We start from the raw sequence: 13,347 nt of genomic DNA, 5'->3' as shown, positions 1-13,347 counted from the left end.
AAAGACTAAAATGAACGAAAAATAGGGCTAGCGGTCTAAGCAGACTTAAGCAAAAATCGGCATGATTCCTATTGTCAATTCATTTGATCAATTATTACTCCTCGTCCATCTTGGGGTAATCGGTATAGCCTTTTTCACCGGGGGTGTAAAAAGTAGTCGGATCAGCCTCAGCTAGCGGAGCATTTTGAAGGAAACGTTCCGGTAAATCAGGATTGGCGATGAATAACTGCCCAAAGGAAATCAGGTCGGCGTTGTTTTTCGCTATATCCTCTTCCGCCTTTTCTTTGGTATACCCTCCGTTAAGAATCAGGGTTCCGTTGAAGTGCTGACGAAAATAGCTTTCTAAGGCCTGTGTTTCTTCTCCTTTACTAATGAGATGAACGTACGTAACGTGTTCCGTTAACTGGTCAGCCAGGTATTTATAGATCTCGTCATAAGACTGGTCGTAAGGCATGTCATTTCCTTCCCCATAAGGCGATAACTTTACTCCTAACCGATCTTTGCCAATAACCTCCGCTATTTCTTTCGCTACTTCCAGTAAAAAACGAGCGTAATTTTCCGTACTTCCCCCGTACGCATCTGTTCGTTTATTACTGCTGGGACGGATGAATTCCTCAATCAGATACCCGTTGGCTCCGTGCAATTCGACACCGTCAAAACCAGCGGTAATGGCATTAGTGGCCGCCTGTACAAATTCTTTAATGGCATCCTGAATTTCCCCTTCCGTCATTTCGTTGGGGACCGCAAACGCCTGTAATCCTTCCTGGTCGGTTTGAATACTCCCTTTTGCCTGAATCGCCGAAGGGGCTACAATCAATCCACCTTCCGGCATGTTCAGGGCGTGCGAAGCCCGACCCGTGTGCATGAGCTGAAGGAAGATCTTACCATCCCGGTCGTGTACTGCTTCCGTAACCGTTCGCCAGGCCAGAATTTGCTCTTCATTCCAAATCCCCGGAATTCTGGCATAACCGGTTCCGTTGATCGAAGGACCCGTTCCTTCTGTAATGATTAATCCTGCCGAAGCTCGCTGAGCATAATAGACGGCCATCGCTTCCGTCGGGACATGGTCAACCGTTGCCCGACTACGCGTCATAGGTGACATCACGATTCGGTTGGAAAGTTCAATTGCTCCTAACTGAGCTGTAGAAAAGAGTTGCGATTCGGGCATATGGATGAGTTCTAGATTACTTTTCTCAAAAAAAAGTTAAGCCAGCTACTCGGGAAATGCCTGATCTTTTCTAAATCGCATGAGTTACTATCCACTATATAAGCTCTACTTTTTGAATCTAAGTTTATGGATGTTTGTATCCGATCTTTTCTTGCTGAAGATGAAGTACAATTGGCTAAACTGGCGGATAATCCCCGTATTTTTAAAAATGTTCGGGATATCTTTCCTTCTCCCTATACCCTCGACGACGCCCGTGCCTGGATTGAATTTGCTACCAGCAAGAAAAAGCCTCACACCAATCAGGCCATCGTTGTCAATGGAAAACTGGCGGGTTGTATCGGAGCGGCGGTGGGTAATGACATTCACCGCATTAGCGTAGAGGTGGGGTACTGGCTCGGCGAGCCTTTCTGGGGAAAAGGAATCATGACCCAGGCGTTACAACAATGGATCGAACAGGTATGGATTATTGCTCCCGACGCTCGTCGGTTATGGGCTGGCGTGCTGGCTTATAACGAACCTTCCATGCGAGTGCTGGAAAAAGCAGGCTTTCAGAAAGAAGCCATCTTAAAGCAAGCAGTTATCAAAAATAAAAAGGTGTGTGATGAACATATCTATGCCCTTTTAAGACCCTGATTTATGAAAAAGGTCCGCTTTGGGAAGCGGACCTTTTCTATTATCGTCGGTGATTATAAACCATAAAAGCAAACAGCAAAATCCAGAGGACATCGACAAAATGCCAGTAGTAAGTCATCAGCCGGATTTTTAACTGATTGGGAGGATTAACGCTATACACGTAAGAATCCAGATACTTGTGGTTACGAATGGCCTGTATGAAATTACGAAGCATAAAAAACAATCCACCCAGAATGTGTAATACGTGTAAACCAGAGATAATATAAATAAATCCCTCTGCTACATTATCCTGAATCGACGTATTCCGAACGAACATTTGTCGCCAGCCAATGATCTGAAAAACGACAAATGCGATTCCCAAAGCCAGCGTCAGCCCGAGCATAATTCGGTAATTGAGAAAATGTTCTTTCTGGAAAGCTTTCACCGCCGAATGTAAAGTCAGGCTACTGGTTAATATAACGGTGGTTGAAAACCAGAAAATACGAGGCAAGGTTACCTCGCTCCACTGTTCGTCGCCATGACGGCGAAGCATATAGGCAATAATAATAAAGAGAAAGAATAGTACGCTCCCCATCATTGACAGACGGAGCATAAATCCCATGGGTTCTCTTCGTTTGGTAAGCCAGTTCATCGAATCATTTGAACGTTTACCGTCTTTGGCTTTTAGTTGTTTTTTCTCGTCTTTCATGGGCAGCTGGCGGTTTTATGCAAATTCCCTCTTGAAAAATAAAGAATCATTCAGTGGTAATGTCTTACAACTTTCCTTTCCAGCAGGTATAACCCATTCCCAGACCGTCTGGAATATCATTGTCAAAAATACCGAATACCGTTGAACCTGATCCAGACATACTTGCATAGCTAGCCCCCGCTTCGTAAAGCTGTTGCTTAAGTTGTTCCAAGGTTGGATATAAAGGAAATAAGGACGTTTCAAAATCATTATGAATCACGTCTTTCCAGGTATCAACGGATTGTTGCAAAACTTCTTGCCAGTCGGTTGGAGCTGCCTTTGGAGTAATGCCGGCATAGGCTTCCGCCGTTGAACTATGAATATTCGGATAAATCAGAATAATTGACTTTCCAGCTAAATTAAGCATGATTTCCGAGAATTCGTCTCCTTTACCAGAGCAGAATTTTGCTTCATTTCGAATAAAAAAGGCACAATCGCTCCCTAAAGGGCGAGCATAAGCCTCTAGCTGATCATTTGTAAGCTTTAAGTCAAAAAGCTCATTCAACATTTTAAGCGTAAAGGCAGCATCCGAGGAACCTCCTCCCAGACCCGCTCCGATGGGCACTACTTTATGGAGATGAATCCACACGGGCGGTAATGAAAAGTCTTTTTTCAGGCTTTCGTAGGCCTTCAGACACAGATTAGTAGAAGCATCGCCGGGAATGGGAATGCCCGAACTACGAAAACTGGTTTCTTCTGCGGGAAGGATTTCCAATACATCTGTCCAGCCCACGGGCACGAATACAGATTCCAGATTATGAAACCGATCAGGCCGTTTTTCGGTGATGTATAAGCCTAAATTAATTTTTGCGTTTGGGAATGAAATCATGGTAAAGACGATTAGCGGCGTTAGCCCCCGAGCCCTCCAATGAGGTTCTGGAGCGTTAATTCCGCTGGGTCGAATCGGGCCGATGACGGTGGTTACCCGTTTTTGAACAGCCCGCACAACTGGTTAATCCTGCGAGTAACAGCAGCGAAAGGTAATAGATTTTCATAGGGACTTACCGACTTTGGAGGTGATTTGTATGGTAAACCGACGGTTCGCATTTTCGTTCCGTGGATCACGTGATTTTCCAAAGTGGCCGCTGCCTACAATTAATACTTCACAATTTTTAAACTGGTCGAAATTAATTCCGTTCCGTTTCCAGAAATCCACCAGAGCCAGAGCTCTTCGGTAACTCAACTCGTAGCCATTTTGTCGGCCAAAAGCACTTTGCCAGTTATCGTTGGCTCGCTGGGCATTCCCCTCTACTACCACCATGTAACTAACATCAGGGTTTTCCCTCGCGACCTTTTTAATTTTACCGAATAATACCCTTCCGGCTTCCAGTAACTCCCGACGAGTACGGGAATCCAGTTCCTCCATATCGGCTTTATTAGGGCGGAAATTGACGTCTACTCCTAGGCGAAAGCGTTTGTTATTCTCGTCGTACTTGAAATACGTACCGTTTAGCTCCTGCAAGGCCCGCTCAATGGTTTGAATCCGCTGGTATTTCAGAGCGTCGCTCAAATAACCCCGTTCTTTGGATTTCAGGATCGCCACCGTCAGCACATACAGCACCAGCATGACGAAAAAGAGACTCGTCATTAAGTCCGTATAACTAGGCCAGAAGAAGTCGGGATGTTTGGTTTTCACGAAAAATAAACTATTACTTACTACGAGTGATTGTACTTATAAAGGGCGAATTCTGATTTTATGAGCAGTTATGGTAGTGAATTTTCCAAACAGTTCGTTCGCTCTATCACTTAAAATCTGAATGATAATTTTTTAATAGCTTCTGTTTCCTTTAACTCATAGCGTAGTAATACAACGGAAATATCTTTTACCTGATGAGCAAATACCCATTCTCCAAAATCTTTATCTTCAGTTAGTATAATACGAGACGGATTTCTAGATATCTCAATAATTGAATAATCTGAAATGCCTCTAAACTCTTCATATATGGACATTACTTCAATGCCCACTGATCGAAGAGCTTCTATCAGGTTATGATCAATATTTTCATCTGCTAGTATCATGCAGCAGATGTTAATAATTCTTCATTAGCTAAAAGCTCGGCAGCATATAGCAATACTGCCTGAATTCTCTCTTCAGATAGTCCAGGATACATCTTTAGCAAATCAGCAGTACTCGCTCCCTGAGCTAGTTTACGTAGAATGAGTTCAACTGTTAAACGTGTTCCTTTTATTATGGGTTTTCCTAACATTATCTGATGATCAGATACGATATAATCTCTATAATTTACCATGTGTATTAAAGTTTTAGCTTTACAACCTTACTTAACTTTTAGCCGAAAACATTCGTCCCCACGTTCCTTTTTCCAGACGTCTAGCCATCCGCTCCAGCAGTTGTAACGTCTGAGCCTGCTGGCGACCCAGGGATTCCAGTTGCTGCTGGATCTGCTCCTGACGAATGGAATCTTTGCGTTGGTAATCGGTAGCATTTCGTTCCAGTAATTCCAGATAATCCAGCTTGCTAAGTTTATCGCGGTTTTGACTGAAGTATTCATCCGTCGCATTAATCTCCCGGATTTTAATATCCTCAATGCTTTTCAACTGGCTGTGAATCGTGCGATCCAGCGATTTCAAACTCTGATCAATCAAATCATCGTATTGCCCTACTTTGTTGTTGAAGGCCTGGCCGTGCTGATCGAGGTGTTTAAAATGGCTCGTCAGATACAGATATAAATCCTGAGATTGTTGTAATGATTTGGAAATCTGAACGGATATGTCTTCTACATTCTGAGTCCGCTCCACAATTTTTTGCGTATTATCCACCAGTCCGTTCAACTGATTGAGGTAATACCCAAATTTTTCAAGGGCACTCAAACTCTGATCCAGTTGACTCAATACTTGCACATTAAAGCTCGCTACCCGATTCAGGTCTACCTGTTGTAACATATCCAGAGCTTTTTGCTGAGCCATGAGCGATGCATGGTTTTTGTCGACCATGCCACTTAGTTCCTGTACATTGTCCCGGAAGGACGTACTAAACTCCTGGATACTTCGGTTCAGCGTCGTGAAAATGCCGGTATTAACGCCTTCCGATAAAATAGGTAATAATTCCGTTTGCAGAAAAGAAAAAAACGTCTGTTTCTGAGCTTCCAGTGTAGATTTCGCATCCCGGAAAGACCAGTTATTCAATACCGTTAACAACAAACCTGCCAAGCTCGCCAGCATCGCGATTTTCACACCGCCAATCAGGTTATTCAGTCCATCACCATCCAGAAAACTCGCGGAACCTACGTTGGGCATGGCAAACAAACCAATGACAATCCCGGCCATTGTTCCCATCAGGCCCAGGTAAAGCGGAATGGGCATGGTCAGGCTGATTCCCTCCTCTTCAGCATCCAGGTTTCGATCTGTGATGTCACGCAGAAGGTTAAAATCTGCCAGTGAAGTTCGGTTCCGAATGAGATAGGTATTCATGCTCTCCAGAATCTTGCTGATGCCTGCTGACTTATCCTTGGAAAGAATCAAAGGCACTTCAATGGTTTCACGGCTCGGATGCATGGTCTTGAAATTCCAGATGTCTTCCCGAATTTGCCGTAGCTCCTCTTCCGCCTCCTGACGCATCACGTCATGTAGCTCTTTCGATAATAAAACCACTAACTGATCTTCCCGACGGGTCAATTCTTCGAGTTGCAGACTAGTTACCTGCGTCCGTTGGGAAAGACTATCTATCTGCGTCAGTACTTCACGCGTAGAAAGTTGTTCTAAATCCTGACGTAAAACCCGAAACCGTCGTAACGTAAAAGCGGAGCCTTCGGGTATTAACTCACGAAATCGTTTAATCTTCCCCCGTGTATTCTGCCAGACCCAGCCCTGAGCCGCCAGAATTCCCAGAATAATAACGATTTCAATAATTTGAACCATGATGAGTTTTGAGTTTAGCGTTGAGGGTTTTGAGTTTTTGTTCGAGGAGTGAATCTTATAGATCATCAAACCTAAACACCCAACTCAAAACCCTCAACGCCTCTAATTTTCAAAGCGAATGATTGCTTTATGTTGTAGTTCCCAGCGATCGGAATCGAAGTCGGTTTTGACTAATTTCCCTTTCTGGATTGTAGTAATATTACGGGCTCCGAATTCAATGCCTCCGCCGTACTCACAAACCGGGTCCAGAAACGTTTCGGGATACCGTAGAGCTTCACTGACCAAGGCAGGATCGTTCACGAATTCAAACTCTGCGTTATAAGGACTTGTGATGCGAACGTGATACAAGGATTGAGAAGGGTCAAACTGAACGCTTCTGACATCCCGGAACGAACCATCTTTATTCGGAGTAGAAAGATAAAAGGCTTCCGGCTCTTTACGCACATCTTCTGCCCATGTTTCTTCCAACGTTGGATCTTCGTCAGGCAAAGGCTCCTGTTGAGGCTCTATCACTGGCGGTATTTCTTCGGATTGTTTTTCCACAACCGGAGGCACGGGTGAAACCGGTGGTACCGATGTAAAGGCAGGCGGTGTGGGCGTAGGATGAACCGGCGGTGGTGTCATAGCAGCCTGAAGGTTCTGTACTTCCTGCAACCAGCGTTTCCGTTCGTTCTCGCCTCTTTCCTGACTTTCTTTCAAAGCCCGGTCGTATTCGGCCAGGGCCTTTTCATATTCTTTGATCTTGGAAATTAACTGTGGAACCTGTTTTTCCAGTTGCTGCATTTTTACGAAGCTCTGGCTGGCCTGACTGGAAGTATTCAGCATTTGCCGCTCCAGATGGTCACGTTTTTTCTTCTCATCCCAATAGAGATAGCCCAATCCAATAGCGGCCAGAATGCTCACGCCTGAAACAATCCACCAAACCCAGGGCGAGTCTTGAGACTTACCCACAATGAAAGGAACGCCATCGAGGGCCGCATGGGCTGCTGTATCGGGCATTACTTCCGTTCCGTCGGATAAAGTAGTATCACTGTCCATCATGGCATCCTGCCCATCCAGGTTGTTCCGCAGGTTTTCGACGAAACTGCCCAGAGCCACCCGCGTTTGTAAGATAGACACCTTCTGGCCCTTGGCATCTTTTTCCGTCAGGTTTTCCAGATCGTTCAGAATTTTCTCCACTTTAAGTTTATCCTGATCATCCAGAGGCTTTTGCAGGTAGGGTTTCAGTTGATCAAGCAGGCCAGAGACATTGGGTAATGCTTTACTTCCGTTAAAGAAAGTACTCAACTTTTTGTGAAATTCACCGTACGTGGCCGTTGTATTTTTACCTCCTGCTTCCTTAAATATATCTTTCTGAGTAGCCAGAGGGGTTTGGGCAAAGGCTAAGGTCGTGTAGCACAAAGCCAAGGTTAATAACAATAATCGACGCATATTTTCTAAGAATTGAGGTTGTTCGTTTAGTTTTCTATTATGATTTGTGTAAAGAAATATATTAACCACAGAGTTTCACAAAGTATTGCTCAGAGTTACTCCGTGTAAAACTCCGTGAAACTCTGTGGTTAACTTCCAAACGGTAAACAGAAAACTGAAAACTACATTAATTGGCAGCTTCCCAGGCGAGCTGGTTCAGGGCCCCAACCAGCGGATAGAAGAAGAGCGTTTCTTCAATCGGAGTGTTAGGGTTTTCCAGTCCTTCGCGTCGCATCTCCCAGCCACTGTGTACATTTTGCAGAAGATTTCTTAACAACGTGCTCTTGTATTGTTCGAGTCGGCCCTCATTTACCCCAAATTTTCCACTGAAGGAGAATTCAAGGCCAAAGAGCATTTCCACGAATTCCCGAACCTCATCGGCTACGCCTTGCAATACCTCATTATCAATCTTCTGATACGTATCTCCTCTCACAATCAAGCGATCTTCTTTAGTACCGAGCAATACCGTTTTAATCTTATCCATATCCGCTTCCAATCGTCCGTCATCTTCGCGGATAAAGCTTAAGCCCGGCATTTTGAGACCTCCTTTACAGGTAGATTCTTTGGGAGAATTACGCTCCCGAACAATGTCCAGCCCATCGGCGTGGTACGGCTGTCCGTACACTTTCTCGAAGATTAACATGGCCAGATCAGACAGTGCTACATTTCGAGGCGTCAGAATATCCAGGATCTTGGAACCCGTTCCGCTGAAAGCAATGTACCGGGGCATGTCTTTGCCTTTAGCTTTCATTAATCGGGCCAGGTGATAAATCTGAGCCGTGTAAAACACCAGCGGCACAATCTTCAGATCAGAGTCGTTCGCTAGACGGTCGTTGAAATCATAAGCCGCTCTCTCGCTTAAATCACGATTGTTTTTCAGCGAGAAATAAAACGCTACAATATCTTCCGAACGGTTATTATCCTTGATTGCCTTGTAAGCCGCCCCCAGGTTGCTAAAGTTAGCGGACAGGTGAGCGGTTACTTCAGGATCATACTTTTTGACATATCCATTTCGGGCCGCTGCTCCGTCCCGGGCAAAACCGTCGCCGAACACCGCATTACCCGCAAAACGTACCGATGTCAGCACATTAGGTTGATTTTTCTCAAAAACTACCACGTCTGCCGTACCCCCTCCGATGTCAATCAGGGCCGTGGGGTAAATATTAGAATCAATGGATTGGCTACTTCCGCCGCCCCGACTGTACCAGTAAAAAGGAGCAATACTTTCAGGCACTTTCCGTGGCATTCGCTCCTGCGTAATGGTTTCGGCATAGAGCTTGTTCCAAAGACCTTCGAAGTAATTACGCTGATTTTCAAGCATACTCAACGGATAAAACCAGAGTAATTCCGTATGAGCCAGGTTACCACCGTTAATCAGAACCTTATTACGGATGAGTAATAACAGCGATTGCAGGAAGCCTTCAATCCGCTTCTGAGCCTTGATGTTTTTGCTAAAATCCGACCATTTCAGGTTCGTTGAAACCGTGTAATCGTCCTTCGGAATATTCCGTTTTTCGTACAGGAATCCAATATTAAAGTCCCCAAATCCATACAGATTTTCACCTGAGAAATTAGGTCGGTTTTCAATCAGAGCCGTGCGTTGCGGGAATTTACATAAATATGCATCGCCCAAATGCTCGGGTATCAGCTCCTGCGGAACCAGCTCCGTAATGTCGTTGGCCCTTAGGCTATTCAGAGCCTCCGTACTGCCGGGATCAATGAGGGTAGCGATTTGAACGTCATCGTCGATAGTAAAGGGCCGGGGCTGAAAATCTTCCGAAGTGGTGAACTCTACGTGTGTGTTGGTAGTCCCAAAGTCAACGGCAAAGCGGAAGAAGGTATCCTTCATTTCCCGCACTTCAAACTTCGGTAATATAACGCCCCGATGTCCGGCTACTTCCACGGTTATCCGCTCAAAATCAGATTCAATCACCTGAATTTCTGACTTTGCCCCCTTATTCAAATCCTTCTGACTACGCGGACGAATCCGATTTTGAGGAACCGGAATCAGCTTATTTTTTTCGTCGTAAAAACTTAGTTTATACTCGTTTTTGAAGCTTTGAGCCGATACATCGCGGTCCACCAGATGTACCCGGTACATCGGTTTGAAGTTCGGCATAGTTACCCGCTTCATTTTCACAAAAGGGAATACCGTTAATCCAAACTGATGTTCCGCAATAACCCCTTCGTTTTTCTCTTCACTCGGCGTTTTGGTCGGATCATCGTAATACATCCGCGAAAGCTTCAGGAAACGACCCGTAGAAATTACTTTCTGCTGAGAGGCATCCCATTTACCTAACGGAATCTGAAGCGTAACCCGCACCGAACCTCCGGCCCGCTCTTCCATCTGGATGCTTACTTCCCCACCCCGCATTAAATCCTGAGCCGAGAAAAACTCGAAGAAATCAGGTTTCAGAGGTAATAAATAACTTTTCTGAACGTGTCGTAAACCGCCGTCGAAAAAGCGTTGCGAGTTAATAGGATACACCAGACGAATCAAATGGGGCTCCAGGAAATCGCTGGTAGTCAGGTACGGATAAAAATCTGCCTGTCCGGGTAACTGCCGTTGATTGGTTCGCCAGTCTTCCGGTACATAATGTTTCACCTCAATCGAATCCCGCCACGGGATTCGGGTGTAAGGAATAGGTTCGAAAAAGTCTTTCGATAACACCATCGGAGCAGGCCGATCGGTATACCGCTGTTTACGAACCCCGTATTCGTCGAGTTCCTCGGTCGGGCTGATCAGGAAATGGCTCAAGCCTTGAATAACTTCTGGTCCCGACGCGGCTTTCCGCATTTTGAACGCTGGCCCTGAAGACAACGAAGCAAATTCAACAATGGAATTAGTATCGAATTCCAGTTCAGGGAAATCGGAGTTCCAGGCCTCTTCCCGTAGGTTCTGACCATTGGCTCCAATGCGTTGCCAGGTTTCGTAATCGCGGGCATGCAGTAATTCCAGACTATGGCTCAGGTATTCTGAAACTTCTGGATACATTTCCCGGAAACCCGGCATAAAGCGTTTCAATCCATGCCAAAACACCTGATATTCAACGTCCCGATCATGCAGAGGAACGGGATTATTGCGATCAAACACCCGGTGATTACCGAAATGAATGTTCACAAATTCCAGGTGATTAGGAGCGTTGAAAAAGAGTGTAGCTGGAGAAGTTCCTCCGATTACCCCCGTTCCTTCGCGGCTTTGGTATTGCAAAATAAAGAGCTTGCGTAAACCCGTGAAGTTATAACTGGCGGCATCTTCCCGCAGGTATAAATCCAGAGCCGAACCTAACCGCTGATGGTTACGTGAACCATTCTGTAAGGTTCGAAGAGCCTGCTCCCGATCCCAGGTAATGATGCGAAGCGGGCCTTTGGGCGACTTGAATTTATCGAAATTGAAGAAGATTTCTCCCACGTCAAAACAAGCCGAAACCAGACGTTCGTCATTCAGGGAACCCTTGAGATCGCTGTATAAAATCAAATTACGAAAGGCCGATTTTACCAGATCGAAACGAGCGAATGGACTGGGAATCGACGTCGGATCTTTCTCGGTATCGCCCTTGGCTTTGTCTTCAATGGCTTCGATTAAATCCGTAGTATAAGGTTGCGACACGAACCAGTGACCATCGACCGAAGCCGAACGATCATGCAGGTTAAGTTCGCGTTTAAGTGACTGATCAGCCATAGCTTCTTTCAAATTGAAGTCTCAATCTATTTTCGTGCAACAACTAGCGGGGTTTTGCTGAATCAAAATCCTGGGCTACCCGCGAAAAAGCGGGCCGGGCCACGTTGGCAGCGGCTCTGTTAATTAGCGGCTAGTTGTGGGTATTCTTTTTGCACGAACTGCTCCGTGCAGGTATTCATCAGACTCAGGAATTTATCTTCTGCCGTAACAAAGGTTTTTCCTTTCGATTCGGCATTGAGATACTCATCAAAATCACCCTTGTTCATTTCAATCTGAACATCAACGGTCTTACCAATAAAGTTTTTCTTCGTTCGCTCAAAGCCTAGTATAAATTTACCCAGATCTTCCGTCGCCAGATTAAAAGGTCTGAAGGTTCGCTTATTGAAGATATTCCGATCCTGATCATTCATTTCCGATAACCACGCCCGGAAGTTTTCATTGAAATCGTGCAGATTCCGGTAGAACTTCGTTTGCTTAAAATCAGAACCAATTTTCGGAGCTTCCTTACTTGTCCAGGGAGCACTGTTACTACCCAGAATGCTATCCCGTTCGACGCGGTTTTCAGGTATTGACTTAAAATGGCCAGCTTGGTTAAAGGCTGGGCAAAAACCTGCCGGGACCGATCCACGAAATCCGTGAAGTTGAGTCGGGAGTTGCTGGTGTTGAGTCCAAATTCGGCGTAGCGAGGGTTCCGGGCAATGATCTGTCCGTCCCGAACGGTACACTCCATCTCACTGGTATGTTCGCAAAAATCGACAATCGATAAAGCCGAGATCATTTCCACGTAATGAGCGTCGTTTTGCTGCCCACCCGCTCCGGGATCATACTCATTAGGACTACGGTAACTTTCAGCGATGTAATACAGGGCGTTCAGTTTCGGGTATTCCTTGTTGGAAAGACTATTCTGGTAATACCCCAGAGCTGCTTTGGTTTTTGAAATAAACGTAGCATTATCAATCGCTTTATCCTGAGCACCCGCCGAATACACGTCAAAATAAGGCTGTACCGACACGGCTCCAATCCGGGCTTCGCGAACGTCTTTAGCATCCGAACCGCCATATCCCCGAATGTTTTTCAGGATCAGGGGAAACCCTGAAGCTCCCGTTCCACCGAAAATAGAACTGACGATAAAGACTTTATCCTCTTTCTTGTACGAACTTACAAAAGCTTTGAACTCCTCAGATTCCCGAAACTGGTTCAATACTACCGACCCGATGTTAGGATTACCGACAAAGCCAATATCCATTTTGGTATCGAGTTGTTCTCTGGAGAAAAGCAATCCAGCCAGGGCTTCGTTCGCTTCATCGAGCGAGTCGTAACCAATGTAGTTGCCGTATTTTTCATCGCTTACGCCCTTCAGTTCATACTGAAACGAATCGGAAATGGCCGCACTGGGTAATTGACGTTTCAGGGTTTGTATATCCGTGCCGAACAATCCCGCAGCCGGAGGATTCTGGAGCGAGGAACGAACATTCTGGTAATAATTCAGAATTTCTTTCGTTCGTTTCAGATCTTTATTTTCAGCGTGTGGGTCCATCAAAATAGGAACCACCTGTGTGGTATTGCGGAGTTTTACCCCTGAAGCCAGCAGGTAAGTCAACGACTTGACCACCCGAGCTCCAGTACCGCCAATCGCAAATAAAAAAAGTCGAGACATGTGAGTTTTCGGTTTTCAGTTTGGAGTTTTCAGTTTGGGGAGGTCGTTATGGTTTAGCGTTAATTCCTTCCCCAACACCTCTTGCAAAAACTCTTTACTCGTTCCTGTTTCGTTTTCTGTTTCTATTAACCATT

The 13,347-nt window shown here is 45.4% G+C and carries 12 protein-coding genes; 1 reads left to right on the top strand and 11 read right to left on the bottom strand.

The features are described 5' to 3' along the window. Positions 1-94: 94 nt before the first annotated feature. The gene (locus tag BWI96_RS03185; RefSeq protein WP_106635244.1) at positions 95-1,168 is read right to left on the bottom strand and encodes an alkene reductase; all 1,074 of its coding nucleotides are present in this window, start codon (positions 1,166-1,168) and stop codon (positions 95-97) included. Between the two features lie 126 nt (positions 1,169-1,294). On the opposite strand from BWI96_RS03185, the gene BWI96_RS03180 reads away from it, so the two are divergent. Continuing rightward, positions 1,295-1,801, top strand: coding sequence for a GNAT family N-acetyltransferase (locus BWI96_RS03180; protein WP_106635243.1), 507 nt, complete (start codon positions 1,295-1,297; stop codon positions 1,799-1,801). Positions 1,802-1,841: 40 nt separating this feature from the next. Here BWI96_RS03180 and BWI96_RS03175 read toward each other — a convergent pair whose 3' ends face one another. From BWI96_RS03175 to BWI96_RS03130, 10 genes are all read right to left on the bottom strand, one after another. Further along, the gene (locus tag BWI96_RS03175; RefSeq protein ID WP_232793554.1) at positions 1,842-2,489 is read right to left on the bottom strand and encodes a cytochrome c oxidase subunit 3; all 648 of its coding nucleotides are present in this window, start codon (positions 2,487-2,489) and stop codon (positions 1,842-1,844) included. Positions 2,490-2,553: 64 nt separating this feature from the next. Further along, entirely contained in the window at positions 2,554-3,357 is an 804-nt protein-coding gene (gene ispE / locus BWI96_RS03170) for a 4-(cytidine 5'-diphospho)-2-C-methyl-D-erythritol kinase (protein ID WP_106635355.1), read from the bottom strand. Between the two features lie 162 nt (positions 3,358-3,519). Further along, positions 3,520-4,164: a hypothetical protein gene (locus BWI96_RS03165; RefSeq protein ID WP_232793553.1), complete on the bottom strand. Its 645-nt coding sequence runs from the start codon at positions 4,162-4,164 to the stop codon at positions 3,520-3,522. Between the two features lie 110 nt (positions 4,165-4,274). Beyond that, a complete protein-coding gene (locus BWI96_RS03160; RefSeq protein WP_106635242.1) occupies positions 4,275-4,547 on the bottom strand; it encodes a DUF5615 family PIN-like protein in 273 nt (90 codons plus the stop codon). Next, positions 4,544-4,777, bottom strand: coding sequence for a DUF433 domain-containing protein (locus BWI96_RS03155; RefSeq protein ID WP_106635241.1), 234 nt, complete (start codon positions 4,775-4,777; stop codon positions 4,544-4,546). The genes BWI96_RS03160 and BWI96_RS03155 overlap by 4 nt, the downstream gene beginning before the upstream one ends. Positions 4,778-4,808: 31 nt before the next feature. Further along, positions 4,809-6,404: a hypothetical protein gene (locus BWI96_RS03150; RefSeq protein ID WP_106635240.1), complete on the bottom strand. Its 1,596-nt coding sequence runs from the start codon at positions 6,402-6,404 to the stop codon at positions 4,809-4,811. 102 nt (positions 6,405-6,506) lie between these two features. Next, complete coding sequence (locus BWI96_RS03145) at positions 6,507-7,835, bottom strand: hypothetical protein (protein ID WP_106635239.1); 1,329 nt, start codon at positions 7,833-7,835, stop codon at positions 6,507-6,509. Between the two features lie 166 nt (positions 7,836-8,001). Then, a complete protein-coding gene (locus tag BWI96_RS03140) occupies positions 8,002-11,556 on the bottom strand; it encodes a cell division protein FtsA (protein WP_157830198.1) in 3,555 nt (1,184 codons plus the stop codon). A gap of 119 nt (positions 11,557-11,675) precedes the next feature. Next, on the bottom strand, positions 11,676-11,966 hold the full coding sequence (locus tag BWI96_RS03135; protein WP_106635237.1) for a hypothetical protein: 291 nt from the start codon (positions 11,964-11,966) through the stop codon (positions 11,676-11,678). After that, the gene (locus BWI96_RS03130) at positions 11,963-13,213 is read right to left on the bottom strand and encodes a hypothetical protein (protein ID WP_106635236.1); all 1,251 of its coding nucleotides are present in this window, start codon (positions 13,211-13,213) and stop codon (positions 11,963-11,965) included. Before BWI96_RS03130 ends, BWI96_RS03135 begins: the two co-directional genes overlap by 4 nt. Between the last annotated feature and the right edge of the window lie 134 nt (positions 13,214-13,347).

Source organism: Siphonobacter sp. SORGH_AS_0500 (genome assembly GCF_002838835.1).
Lineage (GTDB): Bacteria > Bacteroidota > Bacteroidia > Cytophagales > Spirosomataceae > Siphonobacter.
Note: the sequence above shows the minus strand (reverse complement) of the source record. Positions and strands in the feature narration are given on the sequence as shown.

Coding starts and splice junctions, on each gene's coding strand:
- BWI96_RS03180 (WP_106635243.1), top strand. CDS start 1,295: ATGGATGTTTGTATCCGATCTTTTCTTGCTGAAGATGAAGTACAATTG.
- BWI96_RS03155 (WP_106635241.1), bottom strand. CDS start 4,777: ATGGTAAATTATAGAGATTATATCGTATCTGATCATCAGATAATGTTA.
- BWI96_RS03150 (WP_106635240.1), bottom strand. CDS start 6,404: ATGGTTCAAATTATTGAAATCGTTATTATTCTGGGAATTCTGGCGGCT.
- BWI96_RS03140 (WP_157830198.1), bottom strand. CDS start 11,556: ATGGCTGATCAGTCACTTAAACGCGAACTTAACCTGCATGATCGTTCG.
- BWI96_RS03145 (WP_106635239.1), bottom strand. CDS start 7,835: ATGCGTCGATTATTGTTATTAACCTTGGCTTTGTGCTACACGACCTTA.
- BWI96_RS03185 (WP_106635244.1), bottom strand. CDS start 1,168: ATGCCCGAATCGCAACTCTTTTCTACAGCTCAGTTAGGAGCAATTGAA.
- ispE (WP_106635355.1), bottom strand. CDS start 3,357: ATGATTTCATTCCCAAACGCAAAAATTAATTTAGGCTTATACATCACC.
- BWI96_RS03135 (WP_106635237.1), bottom strand. CDS start 11,966: ATGAATGATCAGGATCGGAATATCTTCAATAAGCGAACCTTCAGACCT.
- BWI96_RS03175 (WP_232793554.1), bottom strand. CDS start 2,489: ATGAAAGACGAGAAAAAACAACTAAAAGCCAAAGACGGTAAACGTTCA.
- BWI96_RS03160 (WP_106635242.1), bottom strand. CDS start 4,547: ATGATACTAGCAGATGAAAATATTGATCATAACCTGATAGAAGCTCTT.
- BWI96_RS03130 (WP_106635236.1), bottom strand. CDS start 13,213: ATGTCTCGACTTTTTTTATTTGCGATTGGCGGTACTGGAGCTCGGGTG.